A 13,839-nucleotide genomic window follows, 5' to 3' on the forward strand; every position below is an offset into this window, starting at 1 on the left:
CCTGGGCGGCGTCTGCCGTAAAGTGGTGCCGCCCGGTTCGCCCGGGTGCGCCACCCTAGCTCAGTCGGTAGAGCAATTCACTCGTAATGAATAGGTCAGGGGTTCGATTCCCCTGGGTGGCTCCACGCGTTGTTCGCCTGGGCTGCTGCACTCGCTAGTGCAGCAGCCCGATGGCAATAGTCATGCCGACAAATAGCACTAGTTGATACGCGCTGTTGATCACGGTGAGCCGTGCCGGCTTCAACTCGAAAGCGTTGTGCTGTGCCAACGTAGACAGCGACAGTCCGAGCCAGGCCGCAGCTCCGACCGCCAGGGCGAGCCAGAGGGAATCACTGCCGAAGAACCCGAAGGTAATAGAGCACGCGGAGGTGAGCGCGATCGCCGTCACGAGTAGCGACACCAGTAGAACTATGAAGGGGCGCTTGCCCGCTCGTGCAGAGTCCTCCTTGGCCACCCCGGTCAGCTGTCGCCAGGCGCTGCCGACCAGGCCCCAATCGCTGTACCAGACCCACGCGATCGCCATTCCGACCGCGGTGGCCACGACTACTGCCAACCAACTGATGCTCAGCACCATTCGAAATCACCCCTCCTCGTCCGACATCCTCCCAACGTGATTGATAAAATCAAGTATGGTTGAAAATATCAATCAAACTGGAAAAGTTTCCCGCTCCTACGGGCAGTTCTGCGCTCTCGCTCGGTCGCTGGATGTTGTGGGTGACCGCTGGACGATGCTGATCGTGCGGGAGTTGCTTCCCGGAGCGATGCGGTACGGCGAGCTGAAGGCCTCGCTCGCAGGGATCGCCACCAATCTCCTGGCGGAGCGGCTTCGCACCATGGAGACGAACGGCATCGTCGAACGACGCCTCGATGACACCGGGGTCGTCTACGGACTCACGCCCTGGGGTGCGGCGCTCCGCGAGCCGATGGAGGCGCTCGGAAGGTGGGGCGTTCCGCTGCTGGCGACGGGGCGTGGCGAAGATGAATTCCGGCCTCGCTGGCTCACCCTCGCCCTGCCTGCCCTACTTCTCGGCGTCACGGCCACCCCGGCCGTCGAACTCGGGATCGAGACCGACGGCTTTCTGATGACCTTGCGCATCGATGAGAACGGTCCGAGTGCCTTCGTCCCGAAGGAGCGGCCCGGCACGGTCCTCACCGCCTCGCCCGACAGCGTCGTAGGACTCGCCGTCGGCGCGATCACCGTGGACCAGGCCCTCGCCGACGGAGCTTTCCAGGGCGACGTGAAATTGCTGCATTCGGCGTTCCCGCCGGGCAGATAGGCTCACCGCTATGCGGCGGATGGTGGTGGGTGCGGCTCTCGCAGCAGCGGTTTCACTGACATCGCCGGTGGCCGGGGCCGACCCGGGGCAGATCCCGGATCTCGGCGGTTACACCGCGGTGGACGTGCACCCCTACAACACGTACTACAACTACCCGACGACGAACGGCGCGCAGTTCGTCACCCCGGGCGGGTACCGCTGCCGAATTTCGTACACCGGCCGTGCCAATCCACCCATGAAGCAGGCCAGTTGCTGGGGTGAGCTGCCCGGTACCTCGAGCAACCTCGTCAACGTCTTCGCGGCCATGTCGGTCGATCCGGCGAGGTTTTCCACCGGCGATCTGGCGGGCATGGAGAAGTACACGGACTACAAGGAGCCGCGCGACCGCACGGTTGATCCGGCTGACTACAAGTTGCTTCCCGCGGGCAGCAAGCTCGTCTACCCCGACACCGGGACGTGTGCCGTCACCGAGGTGAGCACGGTGTGCGTGGTCGGTGACCACGGCTTCGAGCTGTCGGAGAAGGGCAGCCGGGTCTTCTAGTCCTTGGCCAGCGCTGCACGCGCCACGTTGCGGGCGGTGTTCGCAGCGGGGAATCCCGCGTAACCGCTGGCGTGGTAGATGACCTCGGCGATCTCGTCCTCGGTGAGGCCGTTTCGGAGGCCGATCCTGACGTGTGACTCGAACTCGTCGGTGGCCCGCAGGGCGATCAAGATGCCCATCGTGACCAGGCTGCGGTCACGTCGGCTCAACCCGTCACGGCTCCACAACCGGCCGAATACGTTGTCGACACCGATGGCCATCAGCTCATCGCCGAACCTGCCGTCCGGCTCGACGACGTCTGCCGGCAGATGCGGCACCATCTCCTGGAGGACCCGCAGACCCTGTTCGCGTACGTCAGTCATGCCTGCCAGCTTGGCACGCGCTCCGCATCACTCGTCGACCGATCGCATGACGAGCGTGTTCGACCCGTCGTGGAGGGGTGCCGCGAGATTCAGCGACGAGTCCATTGATCTCATCAGGGCAACGGGCTCAGTCGGGCTCGTGGATTGCTCCCATTATCGGCAGGGCACGCCCACCAACTAACTGTCCGATGCGATCTGCATCGGGAAGGCGGTGCCATCACGCGCGATGGTGCCCGGGGAGCAAGGCGAGATTGCATTGACGGTGGGCGGGAAATTTGTCGGTGACGCAGAAACGATCTGTAGGCGGTAGCCATCAGGGCCATATCCGAACTGGTTGGGCTTCCGGAACTCGTCGCGCTCGACCACTTTCCATCCCCAGCTGCTCCAGATCTCGCCAACCTTTCTCACGGTGGCGTCGTTGTCGGTTCCCGGGGATGAGTGCAGTTCACCGATGGTGCTGAAATTCCTCGGAGCGGTGGGTGTGCTGTCGTTGTCGTCGCAGTACCCGGTTGAGCCAGCTGAACCGTATCGGGTGGCGTCTATGACGGTGCCTGCCGGCAGCCCGTGCAGGGTGCGCTTCAGGTAGCTCATGAGCGTGTCCTGGGCTTGTTGTTGCGATTGGGGCACAACAGCATTCACGGATGAACCTTCGGCGGTGCAGGCGGTGGGGGTCAGGCAGAGCCCGGTCATGATGGCGACGAGAATTCTAGTTTTCATCGGCGTACCACCAGTGTGTGGCGGATTTGAGATCAACTGATTGCCCGTCTACTCCCCAATTGCGGTAATGACGATGACCGGCGAATTCTCGGCTAGGTAGGCCTTAGATTTGATCCTGGTAGAGGTGAACGCCGCGTTGAGTTGCTCGCTGCCGAGCAGGCCGCCTTGTGGCAGAACTCCTCTCAGCGTTTCCCAGACATCGGGCTGGTTGGCGGTCGGAACGGCTCGATACCTCGTTTTCAGATCGTTCGCGACTGCCGGGCTGAGTTCGACGATGCTGTCGATCCAGTACAACGACGGCCCTGGGGCCTGCGGATCACCCATGTCTCCGCTAACCCACGAGGCGGTGACTGGTGACCCGAGCGCGGGGAAGCGTTTGGTCAATGGCTCCAGTTCGTGCCGGACCGGATTTGACGTGGTCTTGGCGGCAGGGGTGTTCACGGTGCCCTCCATCGGTTGCCGATCATGCGAACTGGGAAAACATGCTGTAAGCGCGAAGATGAGCAAGGTCAATGACAGGGCTGCGGCGCTGATCCTTTTCGCCCCAAAAGAATTCGTCACGGCAGTGTCACACCTCCGGTGTTGCGATTGTTATCGGGTACTCGAATTCCACCGGGGCTGCCTCTGCCGTCCACCCGGTCTTCCCGTCCCGGATTGAATTGGGGTGAGCTCCCTTGATCGGCTGTCGGCGCGCTCCCGAGTTCCCAGGTAACTGTCCGGGTGACTTCCCCGTGGGAATCGAACGGCTTGGCCCATCCCAGCTCGGTGAACCTACCGTTGTCGTTGTCGGACGCTCCGGTCCCAATGTCGGATTGACCGCGATTGAAGTTGTAGTGGTCTTCGGCGTGCACTGTCACCGTCATCGTGACCTTGTTGCCTTCGACCTTGACGTCCGAACTGCTCCATTGTTGGTATCCGCCAACTGCTTTCTGCCAATTTTCAGTGGTCGGGTAGTTCGCGGTCTGTGTCGCATCGCCGGTCATCGAGAATGACGTGTTGCCGCCCCGGATCAGTTCTTCAGCCCCACGTTGTGCTCGGCTGATCTGATCGTCGACGTTGGCGCGGATACCTGGGTCCTCACGGTAGGCCTCTTCGTAATCGAATTCGATTGGTTTTCCGTCGTTATCCCAATAGTGCCGATACATCTGAGTCGCGTCGTCGAGGTCGCTTCGCAGCAAACGACCACCCGCAAGCTTTGCCTCCCATTCGGCTCGCTTCAGGTAATCACCGACCCCGGGCTCGGCGGAACCGTATTTGAAGTCTTCGTCCCAGGAGATGTCGGGTTTCGTAGGAGGTCCGATGACAAACTCAGGCCCGCCTGGCTCACCGGGTTTCGATCCAGGCTCGGCTGGCGCCTCGCCGCCGTCGGGGTCCTTCGAATCCTTGCCGTCCTTGTCCGGCCCGAGCTTCTGGTTCTGCAGCTCGTCGTACTGGTTCTTGATGTCGGTGATGCGAGAACCGATCTTGAGCATGTCTCCGTTGGCAGTGCTGACGGCGTTTTTGACCTGGGTGATGCCCTGATTGGCGATCGGTATCAGGCTGTTTTCGCGAGCCTGGGGGCTGAGCGAGCTGGGCAGTGAGTTCACGGCGCTGTCGACCCAGGACTTTGTGGTGTCGAGTTGAGTGCGACCGTTGGTGACGATGTTCGCGGCATTCGTGACCTCGGCAGCCATCTTTTTGTCGAGGTCGGCGAGTTTCTGGTAGACGGCTGCATGCTGTTTGTTGGCTGCGGCATAGGCCTCGGCGCCCTTTCCTTGCCAGCCATCGTGCTGGGCGGCCGATTCGACCATGCCCTTCATCCGCAGTAGCTGGGAGCTGCCGTCATGCTGGGAGCCGTCGACGGGCGTACCGACCCCGAAGGTTGCCCGCGCTTTGTTCCACGTGGAATAGAAGCCGTCAAGCGCGCTCACAAAACTCCCCCTCGACTGGATCCTGGCAGTCACCGGTCAGTATCTCAGCACTCATCGACCGCGATGCTCAGCCACCGAGAGCTGTGATCTCTTCGGGGATGTCGCCGACTGTTTCCGGATAGATGCTGGTCTTGATCCAGGTCCCATCGGGTTTCCGGTCGACGTGCGCAGTTCCGACATCGCTGGAGAGCAACCATAATTGGTCACTGGTGGACAGCCAGGTGATGCCGACGCCGTGACGGCTGCTGTAGGAGTTCGAGTCGCGGAACACCTCGGCGCCCGTTGCGTTGTCCCGGATCACTGCCACCCAGGTGTCGACACCGTTCTGATTCGGTCCCATGTCCACCGCCACCGCATACTGCCCGGACGGTGAGTCCTTCGGATGGTCCGGTCGCGCGAAGCGGTCGTCATGTGGACTCGGGCTGCCGAAGAGTCCACAACCAGCGAGCAGGCAGGCGACCAATGCTGTGATGGCTAGTTGGCGGATCACCGTGCTGACCACCTGTCTTCACTGTCCGCGAGCGATAACGTCGTACTCATCGCCGAACTGACGGATCGCGTCGTTGATGCGCGGCCACGGTGTCAGATACACCGTCAGCTGAGTGTCGTAGATGCTCCAGTCGGCCTCGGCGATGTCACTCGGGGGCAGAAGCCGTCCACCACTGAAGAACCCATCATTGATGTGAGGATCATCCGGGCGAGCGGTGAGCACTGCGACCTGATAAGCGAGTTCAGTCTGGGCATGCGCGGGTGTCGGGGGCGGCCTCTTCCCCGCCAGATGCGCTCCGGTGGCAACGAGACTGCGCAAGGTAGCGGCGCGAAGCAGGTCCGCTTGTTGTGCGGCCCCTCGGTCGGCCAACAACGGTTCGGCCACCGCGGCTTTGGCGAATGCGACCTCGTAGCCGTGCGCGCGCTCTGAGACCGCGTCGATCAAGACTTGGTTGGCGTCGTTGTCTTTGGTCATCGCGGCGAACAGGGCCGCAGTACGCCGCATCTGCGAACCCGGGCCGTCCAACGAGTCGAAGCCCTCGACTCCCGTCGCGTCGCCGACCATCGCGCCGACGTAAGGGCCGAGGCTGCGGGCAAAGGCTTGCCAAACAGGGGGATTGGCGGGGGTATTCACAGGTTCGCCCTTGTTGTCGGCGATGAACGAAGCGATGGCGTGCGCCGTTTGGCCGGCGCGAGTGGCTGCGGTGCGATCGGTTGAATGCGCATCGCGCGGAATCCATACGAAGAGTTCGGCCGCACGTCGGCCGTCGTCGGGCCACTCCGCAGACGTGATGTCCCGCAGGAACTCCGGACCGTCGGCTCGGTTGACCCGGTCGGAGATTGTGGCGGGATCTGTGTCGGAGGGAAGTGTGGGTTCGGCGCGTGAATTACAGCCGACGAGTGCGAGGAGAGCCATGACCAATGTGAGCCCACAGATGTGTCGACACCACTCGCGGCGCAGCGTTGTCATCGCTGTCTGCCCACAGAACGCCCCCCCACCAGGATTTCGACAGTCAACCGTCAGTATCTCAGCAGCTGATCTACTTCGGTGCCAGGAATCCGACGGGTCCGGGGGAGATGCAGACCGACAGCGCGGCGGTGTTGGCCTGCACGGAAATGGACTGCCCGGCGCCGGGCAGTCGGACGAACACCCGGTTGAGGCCGGGCCGTACCGGCACTTTCACCTCAGGGCCTTCGGCGAGGGCCATGGTCAGGGAACCGTCGCTGTTGGCCAGATAGTTGATCTCGGCGGTCCAATCGGCCGGCAGCAGGGGCCCGTCGAGCGGCATGACGACGGGTTCGTCGGGCTGGACCAGGAAGCCGCACTTGGGTGCCGGGCCCTCGACGATGGTGCGCACCCACGTCACTTTCGCAGGCAACAGCGTCCCGGTCCGGTCGAACATTCGCAGATCGGTTGTCGCCGAGGCGAACTCGGGACGTGGCGAGGCCAGGGCGAACATGTGGCTGGCCAGGTTCTCCGGAGCGGCCACCCGCTGAAGGATCAGCGGATCGACCTCCTGGTCCAGCAGTGGTGCAGCCGATGAGGTGGACGCCAGCGACGCGCGCGCATTGTTCAGATAGGCGGGCACCGGGTTGTCCTGCCACACCTTGAGGAAGGTGAACGTCGAATACAGGCTGCTCGCCACGAAAAGCACGGCAACACTGACACATACGGCAGTGCGCGCCGGTGATGCCGAAAGCAGGCGCGAGGATTCCCGGTTCGGCGCACAGAACCCCACCGCCGCCAACAGCGCCAGCACCACCACGAGGTCCGGCAGATAGCGCAGTGTCTGGGCCAGCTCCAAGGCGGTGAACCGCGACGAGCGCATCAGATAGATCGGGATCTGGCAGGCGACGGCGTAACCCAGGGCCACGACCAACACCGGCCAGATGCGGGTCTTGCGCACCAGCACCACCGCAACGGCGACAACGAGCACCACCCAGCCCAGCACCATCACCGAGACGGGTGGGGTGGCCCACGGTGAGGCGGGTGCCCAGCGTTGCCAGGACCACGGCCCACCCACGATCCCGGGCACGATGCCGTGGGTAAATGAGCGGCTCAGCAGGTCCCAGGTCATCCCCAGATCGAAGCTCCACCGCTTCTGGTCGACGACGAGAAGGTAAACCCCGATCCAGGCCACCAAGAGCGCCAGAGACCCGACCCACAGCTGAAGGCCGCGTCGCCAGACATCGCGCAGGCCGAAGGTCCCCGTGACGTACCCCAGGAGAGCGACGACCGCGAACGCCACGAACGGGATCACCGCGGCCTTCTCGAAGAACAACAGCCCGCCCAGAAAGACGAGCACACCAACAACTGCGTGCCGGGAAGACCCGGTACGCACCAGCAGCACGGCCTCACCGACCACCCACGCCAGCGCGGCCTGCATCGGCAGTGTGTTCAGCCCCGCAGCCCACCACGCGAACCCGGGCAAGGCCAACGGGGTGAACAAGGCGAAGGTCAGTGGGATCAGCAGCACGGGCCGCCAGCCGAGGATCACCCACAGCGCCCGCAGCAGCGCCAGTGAGGCCAGGAGCTGCATCACTACCAGGCTCACCGCGGCCAGCACCCAGGAGAACGGGGCCAACCGGGTCACCGCGCCGGACACCAGGAACGCCGCGGGCATGACGTGGCCGTCGTGATCGTCGAACAGGTACGACGGGGACAGCAGATCCTGAGTGCCGGCCCGGCCGATCAGGATCAGATCGTCCCAGTAGAAATAGCCACCGAATGCGAGTACCGCCCGGACCACCAGGTGCAGCGCGATGAGCGCGGCGGCTGTACGGGCGACTTTGTTCACTCTTGTCGACTGTACGGTGGGCGAGTGCGAACACTAGTCACGGGTGCGGCAGGTTTCATCGGGTCGACCCTGGTTGACCGACTGCTGGCGGACGGGCACAGCGTCGTCGGGCTGGACGACCTGAGCTCGGGGCGGGCAGAGAACCTGAGCAGCGCCGACAACAGCGACAACTTCGAGTTCGTCAAGGCCGACATCGTCGACGCCGACCTGCTGGGCCTGTTCAAGGACACCCAGCCCGAGGTGATCTTTCACCTGGGCGCCCAGATCTCGGTGAAGCGCTCGGTGGACGATCCGCAGCTGGACTCCACGGTGAATGTGGTGGGCGTGGTGCGGCTGGCCGAGGCGGCGCGGCAGTCCGGAGTGCGCAAGGTGGTGCACACGTCGTCGGGCGGCTCGGTGTACGGCACTCCGCCGTCGTATCCGACGAGCGAGGACACCCCGACGAATCCGGCGTCGCCGTACGCGGCGAGCAAGGTGGCCGGCGAGGTCTACTTCAACATGTTCCGCAATCTGTACAACCTGGACTGCTCACACATCGCGCCGGCCAACGTCTACGGCCCGCGGCAGGACCCGCACGGCGAGGCCGGAGTGGTGGCGATCTTCGCCCAGGCACTGCTGGCCGGGCGGCCCACCAAGATCTTCGGCGACGGCTCCGACACCCGCGATTACGTGTACGTAGACGACGTGGTCGACGCCTTCGTCAAGGCGTCCGGGCCGGACGGCGGCGGTCAGCGGTTCAACGTCGGCACCGGGGTCGAGACCTCGACCCGCGAGATGCACACCGCGATCGCGCTGGCCGTCGGTGCCGCGGACGACCCGGAGATGCACCCGCCGCGGCTCGGTGACCTGCGTCGTTCCCAGCTCGACATCACTCGGGCCCGGGACGTGCTGGGCTGGCGGCCGCAGGTCGATCTGGCGGCGGGTATCCCCAAGACGGTCGAATTCTTCCGGAGTAATTCTCACTAAAAGATTGTGAGTACTCACTTTCTCGTTTAGCGTTGCGTCATGTCCTACGACGTCATCGTTCGCAACGGCTTGTGGTTCGACGGCACCGGCGCCCCGCCGCAGGTCCGTTCGCTGGGGATTCGCGACGGGGTAGTGGTCACGGTGTCCGCCACCCCGCTCGACGAGACCGGTTGTCCCGACGTCATCAACGCCGGCGGTAAATGGGTGCTGCCCGGCTTCGTCGACGTGCACACCCACTACGACGCCGAGGTGCTGCTCGATCCGGGTCTGCGGGAATCGGTGCGCCACGGGGTGACCACCGTGCTGCTCGGCATGTGCTCGCTGTCGACGGTGTACGCCGACACCGAAGACGCCGCTGACCTGTTCAGTCGCGTCGAGGCGGTTCCGCGCCAGTTCGTGCTGGGTGCCTTGGAGCAGCACAAGACCTGGTCGGGCCCGGCCGAGTATGTGAAGGTCATCGACGAGTTGCCGCTGGGCCCGAATGTCGCATCTCTGCTGGGGCATTCGGATCTGCGGGCCTCGGTGCTCGGGCTGGACCGGGCCACCACCCGTGATGTCACCCCGACCGATGCCGAACTGGAGACCATGGCGGCAAAGCTCGACGAGGCGCTCGAAGCGGGCATGCTCGGTCTGTCCGGAATGGACGCGGCGATCGACAAGCTCGACGGTGACCGGTTCCGGTCCCGCGCGTTGCCGTCGACGTTCGCAACCTGGCGTGAGCGTCGACGGCTGATCAAGGTGCTGCGCAAGCGCGGACGGATGCTGCAGAGCGCGCCGAGTACGGCGAAAGCCTATGAGGCACTGAACTTCTTCCTGGAGAGCAGCGGACTGTTCGGCCGCCGCAAGGGTGTCCGGATGAGCCTGCTGGTGTCGGCCGACGCCAAGTCCGCGCCCGTCGGGGTGCACGTGCTCGGGCCGGGCATCCGGCTGCTCAACCGGGTCCTGGGCGCCAAGGTCCGGTTCCAGCATCTGCCGGTGCCGTTCGAATTGTATTCGGACGGAATCGATCTGCCCGTGTTCGAGGAGTTCGGCGCCGGAACTGCCGCGCTGCATCTCAAGGATCAGTTCGAGCGCAACAAGCTGCTCGCCGACCCCGAGTACCGCCGCCGGTTCCGCAAGTCGTTCGACCGCCGGGTGCTCGGACCGACCCTGTGGCACCGCGACTTCCACGACGCCACGATCGTCGAATGCCCCGACCAGTCGCTGGTGGGCAAGAGCTTCGGGCAGATCGCCGACGAGCGCGGCATCCACCCGCTCGACGCGTTCCTCGACGTGCTGGTCGACAACGGTGAGCGCAACGTGCGCTGGACCACCATCGTGGCCAACAACCGGCCGAAGTACCTGGACAAGCTCGCCACGGATCCCTCGGTGCACATGGGTTTCTCGGATGCCGGTGCGCACCTGCGGAACATGGCGTTCTACAACTACCCGGTGAAGCTGCTCAAGCGGGTACGCGATGCTCAGCTGGCCGGTCGGCCGTTCATGACCACCGAGCATGCCGTGCACCGGCTTACCGGCGAGGTGGCCGACTGGTTCGGCGTCTCGGCCGGCACCCTGCGCCAAGGTGACCGGGCCGACTTCGTGGTGATCGACCCAGCCGGCCTCAACGAGACGGTCGAGGCTTATCACGAGGAGTCGGTGCCGTTCTACGGCGGGCTGAGCCGGATGGTGAACCGCAGCGACGACGCCATCATCGCCACCGCCGTCAACGGTGCCGTGGTATTCCGCAACGGTCAGTTCCGGGACGGCTACGGCGAATCGGTGAAGTCGGGCCGCTACCTGCGGGCCGGTGCTGAGCAACTGGACCGCGCACCCGTATAGAGATGGCCAGAACCCAGCAGCAGCGCCGCGAGGAAACCGTCGCACGGCTCCTCGACGCCGCCATCGACACCATCATCGAGGTCGGCTACGCCAAGGCCTCGGCGGCGGTGATCGCCAAGCGGGCCAAGGTTTCCGACGGCGCGCTGTTCCGGCATTTCCCGACGATGAGCGACTTCATGGCGGCCACGGCGCGGGAGGTCGCGCGCCGGCAGGTGGAGTTGGGCAGCAAGTTGGGTGCGGATATCGCCGCCGAGCAGCCGGCGCTGCCGGCGGCGCTGGCGATCCTGCGCGACATCGCGGGCAGTGAAACCAACACCGTGTGGCACGAACTGCTGATGGCGGCGCGCACCGACGAAAAGCTGCGGGGCCCGCTCCAGGCGGTGCTCACCGAGTACATCCACAACATCTACGAAACCGCCAAGCACGGGCCCGGCATGGACCAGATCCCCGAGGATGTTTTCGCCGTGCTGCTGACCATCGTGATCAACACGTTCGACGGCGCCGCCATGGTGCGCCGTGTGCTGCCGATGCCGGAACTCGAGGACGCCCGGATCGCCATGTTGGCGGAGTTTGCCCAGTCGCTAGCTTCCGGTCAGGTCGGCGGCGTCGCTACCGTCCCAGAACGGTGAGAGTCCCGTCCACGCCTGGGTGTCGCTGAAGGACAACAAGATCCGCGTGGCGTCGGTCAATGGATGGTCCTCGCCGACGATGATCGTGCAGTCCTTGACCAGCCGTCGGGCCCGCTGACCGGCCGAACCGAATTCGTGTCCGGCCCACAGACACCATGCGAGGTAGTAGCGCCACAGCAACGTCTGGTGTGCATCGATACCTGCGTCCCGGACGCACCGCGACAACGCCCTTTTCGCCGTCAGAACGCATTCGAGGGAATGAGCTTGCGCGGACTCTTCCTCGTCTGCGGCATCAGTCGCTCTGCTCTCAGCTTCGGCGCCGGGGCAGTGTGGCTCGTTGCTCTGCTCTTGGAACTCAACGCTGTAGGCGATATCGCGGGTCGCCTCCAGCAGGTCTTGCCACTCCATGCGTGCTGCGTCCCGCTTGCCCAGAGCCGATAGGGTCAATGGGTCTGCATCGCCTCGTCCGTGGGCGAGATCCTCTGTGAGGACCTCCCATTCCGAAATGCGATCCATTGTGTTGTCAGCTGCTTCCGGGGTCCACAGGGCTCGGGTATACCGGGCCGTCAACGTGGTGGGATCGTCGTGACCGAGCGCTTTTTCCAGCACCGGGATCAGGTCGTCGAGGTCGTTGAGGGTCTTCGCGGTAACCCCCATCGCCTCACCGTGCCAGCTCACCTGCGCCAGTCGCGCCGCCAGCGTTTCGGGATGGTGCTCACCGAGGAGGCGAGCCCGGTGCTGGTGCACTACCAGCGCCTCCATACTCGCCCCGTAGGGATCGCCGAGATCGCGACGAGCCAACGCCGCTCCGTATGCTGCGGCCAGCGTCAGCGGGTGGCGTGCGCCGAAGGCACGAGTGTCTGCACCGCACAGGTGGACCCATCGCAGCAGCCGATCGGCCGGATCTGTTGCGCTGTCGTCGATTGCGGCCAGGGTGTGCTGCGCCCACAACGTGTCGCGGTGCTCGGCACCGAGGACGCGCTCCATGGTCGGGAGCAGGTCACGCACCGCTTCGACGGCCCCGGCTTCGCCGAGGTCGTATCGCCAGCTGACCACGAGCCACGCCACAGCGAGCGTGTCCGGATGATCGTTGCCCAGGGTGGTACGTCGGGCTTCGTGAACCTCGATGGCATTGCGCAGCGCCCCGCGCAGATCGCCTGCGTTCTGTCGCGCAGCCGCAGCAGCCAGCAGCGCGTTCAGCGACGCTGGGTTGTCGGTAGGGCCGGATGGCTCGTCATTCATCTTCTGAGGACGCCGGCACCCGCACGTTCTGCAGGGCCACGGCCCGGGCCAGCCGGGCATAGCGCAGCTCGAGATCCTTGATGCGCAAATACGTCGAGAGCGTGACGAAAACGAACGCGATGATGAGCATGTACTCCATCAGGTCCGTACCGCGGTCCACACCAAGCCAGTTCGCCACCACGGTGGTGTCGTCGGGGCGCAGGATCGCATAGATGCCGGCTGCCACGAACAACACGAAACCGACCTTCACCCACGCCTTGGACCGTGCGCTGCGCCGTGACCCCAACAGGTACGCCAACAGCACCAGCACCGCGACGATCAGCAGTGCCTGAATCCAGTTCACCGGGACATCCTCCTGCGTAACAGCCCGTCGAAGACGATGTTCACCCCATTGAGCAGTGGTTGCCCCTTCGACTTCGAGTAGTCGGTGTAGAGGATCTCGACCGGTTCCTCGACTACGCGCCAACGGTTTTCGTAGGCCAGTGAGATGAACTCGCCGGCGTGGCTCATGCCGTTCATCGTGAGGTTGAGTTCGTCGGCGACCAACTTGTTGAACACCCGCAGGCCGTTGTGCGCGTCGGTGAGCCCGAAGGCACGGCTCTGCGGGCTCAGGAATGCCGCCGCGCGCAGGATGATCCGTTTCAACGGCGGGGTGTGCGTCACCGCGTGGGCGTCCGGATTGGCGAACCGGGTGCCCACCACAAGATCGGCGCCGTCGGTGTCGAGCCGGTCGACCATCCGCACCACGTCCTTCACCTGGTGCTGACCGTCGGCATCGAACGTGGCGAACACCCGGGCTCCTGGCCGGCTGCGCGCGTACTCGACACCGGTCTGGATCGCCGCGCCCTGGCCGAGGTTCACCGGATGCGGGACGACGTGCGCGCCGGCCCGCACGGCCAGGTCGGCCGTACCGTCGCGGCTCCCGTCGTCGACACACACCACGTTAGGGAAAACCGAGCGCACGTCCGAGATGACGTCGCCGATGATGCTCGCCTCATTGAAGGCGGGGATGATGATCCAAATGTCGTGAAAGCGCATGTCGATGGGCACCAAACTACACTGCGGTCCAATGTCGCGGCCGGAGCCG

16 protein-coding genes and 1 tRNA gene are annotated in these 13,839 nt (G+C 64.6%); 6 read left to right on the forward strand and 11 right to left on the reverse strand.

Annotation, left to right across the window (positions count from 1 at the left end; genetic code table 11):
- Positions 1-49: 49 nt before the first annotated feature.
- Positions 50-125: transfer RNA gene (locus tag AB0876_RS00070), tRNA-Thr, on the forward strand.
- 29 nt (positions 126-154) lie between these two features.
- Here AB0876_RS00070 and AB0876_RS00075 read toward each other — a convergent pair.
- Positions 155-574: a DUF1761 family protein gene (locus tag AB0876_RS00075; protein WP_526040850.1), complete on the reverse strand. Its 420-nt coding sequence runs from the start codon at positions 572-574 to the stop codon at positions 155-157.
- A gap of 55 nt (positions 575-629) precedes the next feature.
- On the opposite strand from AB0876_RS00075, the gene AB0876_RS00080 reads away from it, so the two are divergent.
- Both AB0876_RS00080 and AB0876_RS00085 read left to right on the forward strand, forming a co-directional pair.
- Positions 630-1,277 (forward strand): winged helix-turn-helix transcriptional regulator, encoded by a 648-nt coding sequence (locus AB0876_RS00080; RefSeq protein ID WP_526040851.1) that lies wholly within the window; start codon positions 630-632, stop codon positions 1,275-1,277.
- 10 nt (positions 1,278-1,287) lie between these two features.
- Positions 1,288-1,818 (forward strand): hypothetical protein, encoded by a 531-nt coding sequence (locus AB0876_RS00085; protein ID WP_526040852.1) that lies wholly within the window; start codon positions 1,288-1,290, stop codon positions 1,816-1,818.
- Here AB0876_RS00085 and AB0876_RS00090 read toward each other — a convergent pair.
- From AB0876_RS00090 to AB0876_RS00120, 7 genes are all read right to left on the reverse strand, one after another.
- Positions 1,815-2,180 (reverse strand): carboxymuconolactone decarboxylase family protein, encoded by a 366-nt coding sequence (locus AB0876_RS00090; protein ID WP_491837584.1) that lies wholly within the window; start codon positions 2,178-2,180, stop codon positions 1,815-1,817. The genes AB0876_RS00085 and AB0876_RS00090 overlap by 4 nt on opposite strands.
- A gap of 177 nt (positions 2,181-2,357) precedes the next feature.
- On the reverse strand, positions 2,358-2,897 hold the full coding sequence (locus AB0876_RS00095) for a hypothetical protein (RefSeq protein WP_526040853.1): 540 nt from the start codon (positions 2,895-2,897) through the stop codon (positions 2,358-2,360).
- A gap of 48 nt (positions 2,898-2,945) precedes the next feature.
- Complete coding sequence (locus AB0876_RS00100; protein ID WP_463836516.1) at positions 2,946-3,338, reverse strand: hypothetical protein; 393 nt, start codon at positions 3,336-3,338, stop codon at positions 2,946-2,948.
- A gap of 116 nt (positions 3,339-3,454) precedes the next feature.
- Positions 3,455-4,807, reverse strand: a complete 1,353-nt coding sequence (locus AB0876_RS00105; protein WP_526040854.1) for an EspA/EspE family type VII secretion system effector — start codon at positions 4,805-4,807, stop codon at positions 3,455-3,457.
- A 67-nt stretch (positions 4,808-4,874) separates the two neighbouring features.
- Complete coding sequence (locus AB0876_RS00110) at positions 4,875-5,309, reverse strand: hypothetical protein (RefSeq protein ID WP_491837588.1); 435 nt, start codon at positions 5,307-5,309, stop codon at positions 4,875-4,877.
- Between the two features lie 6 nt (positions 5,310-5,315).
- Positions 5,316-6,212, reverse strand: coding sequence for a hypothetical protein (locus AB0876_RS00115; protein ID WP_526040855.1), 897 nt, complete (start codon positions 6,210-6,212; stop codon positions 5,316-5,318).
- A 124-nt stretch (positions 6,213-6,336) separates the two neighbouring features.
- Entirely contained in the window at positions 6,337-8,094 is a 1,758-nt protein-coding gene (locus tag AB0876_RS00120) for a hypothetical protein (protein WP_526040856.1), read from the reverse strand.
- 24 nt (positions 8,095-8,118) lie between these two features.
- Here AB0876_RS00120 and AB0876_RS00125 point away from each other — a divergent pair, with 24 nt between their 5' ends.
- Genes AB0876_RS00125 through AB0876_RS00135 form a run of 3 tightly spaced genes read left to right on the forward strand, consistent with a single transcriptional unit; the run spans position 8,119 to position 11,510 of the window.
- Positions 8,119-9,060 carry a GDP-mannose 4,6-dehydratase gene (locus AB0876_RS00125; RefSeq protein WP_491837591.1) on the forward strand — a complete coding sequence of 314 codons (942 nt, stop codon included), beginning with the start codon at positions 8,119-8,121 and terminating at the stop codon, positions 9,058-9,060.
- Between the two features lie 39 nt (positions 9,061-9,099).
- Entirely contained in the window at positions 9,100-10,881 is a 1,782-nt protein-coding gene (locus AB0876_RS00130) for an N-acyl-D-amino-acid deacylase family protein (protein WP_526040857.1), read from the forward strand.
- Between the two features lie 2 nt (positions 10,882-10,883).
- Entirely contained in the window at positions 10,884-11,510 is a 627-nt protein-coding gene (locus tag AB0876_RS00135) for a TetR/AcrR family transcriptional regulator (RefSeq protein WP_526040858.1), read from the forward strand.
- On the opposite strand, the gene AB0876_RS00140 is transcribed toward AB0876_RS00135, so the two are convergent.
- The 3 genes from AB0876_RS00140 to ppgS are packed head-to-tail and all read right to left on the reverse strand — an operon-like array spanning position 11,463 to position 13,790.
- Positions 11,463-12,752: a hypothetical protein gene (locus AB0876_RS00140; protein WP_526040859.1), complete on the reverse strand. Its 1,290-nt coding sequence runs from the start codon at positions 12,750-12,752 to the stop codon at positions 11,463-11,465. The genes AB0876_RS00135 and AB0876_RS00140 overlap by 48 nt on opposite strands.
- Positions 12,745-13,095 carry a DUF2304 domain-containing protein gene (locus AB0876_RS00145; RefSeq protein WP_526040860.1) on the reverse strand — a complete coding sequence of 117 codons (351 nt, stop codon included), beginning with the start codon at positions 13,093-13,095 and terminating at the stop codon, positions 12,745-12,747. Before AB0876_RS00145 ends, AB0876_RS00140 begins: the two co-directional genes overlap by 8 nt.
- Complete coding sequence (ppgS, locus tag AB0876_RS00150; RefSeq protein WP_491837741.1) at positions 13,092-13,790, reverse strand: polyprenyl-phospho-N-acetylgalactosaminyl synthase PpgS; 699 nt, start codon at positions 13,788-13,790, stop codon at positions 13,092-13,094. Before ppgS ends, AB0876_RS00145 begins: the two co-directional genes overlap by 4 nt.
- Between the last annotated feature and the right edge of the window lie 49 nt (positions 13,791-13,839).

The organism is Mycobacterium sp. NPDC049093, from assembly GCF_040704635.1.
Classification (GTDB): domain Bacteria; phylum Actinomycetota; class Actinomycetes; order Mycobacteriales; family Mycobacteriaceae; genus Mycobacterium.

Excerpts from the sequence above, each read along its gene's own strand:
- AB0876_RS00075 (WP_526040850.1), bottom strand. The coding sequence starts at position 574 with ATGGTGCTGAGCATCAGTTGGTTGGCAGTAGTCGTGGCCACCGCGGTC.
- AB0876_RS00090 (WP_491837584.1), bottom strand. The coding sequence starts at position 2,180 with ATGACTGACGTACGCGAACAGGGTCTGCGGGTCCTCCAGGAGATGGTG.
- AB0876_RS00115 (WP_526040855.1), bottom strand. The coding sequence starts at position 6,212 with ATGGCTCTCCTCGCACTCGTCGGCTGTAATTCACGCGCCGAACCCACA.
- AB0876_RS00095 (WP_526040853.1), bottom strand. The coding sequence starts at position 2,897 with ATGAAAACTAGAATTCTCGTCGCCATCATGACCGGGCTCTGCCTGACC.
- AB0876_RS00130 (WP_526040857.1), top strand. The coding sequence starts at position 9,100 with ATGTCCTACGACGTCATCGTTCGCAACGGCTTGTGGTTCGACGGCACC.
- ppgS (WP_491837741.1), bottom strand. The coding sequence starts at position 13,790 with ATGCGCTTTCACGACATTTGGATCATCATCCCCGCCTTCAATGAGGCG.
- AB0876_RS00080 (WP_526040851.1), top strand. The coding sequence starts at position 630 with ATGGTTGAAAATATCAATCAAACTGGAAAAGTTTCCCGCTCCTACGGG.
- AB0876_RS00085 (WP_526040852.1), top strand. The coding sequence starts at position 1,288 with ATGCGGCGGATGGTGGTGGGTGCGGCTCTCGCAGCAGCGGTTTCACTG.
- AB0876_RS00140 (WP_526040859.1), bottom strand. The coding sequence starts at position 12,752 with ATGAATGACGAGCCATCCGGCCCTACCGACAACCCAGCGTCGCTGAAC.
- AB0876_RS00135 (WP_526040858.1), top strand. The coding sequence starts at position 10,884 with ATGGCCAGAACCCAGCAGCAGCGCCGCGAGGAAACCGTCGCACGGCTC.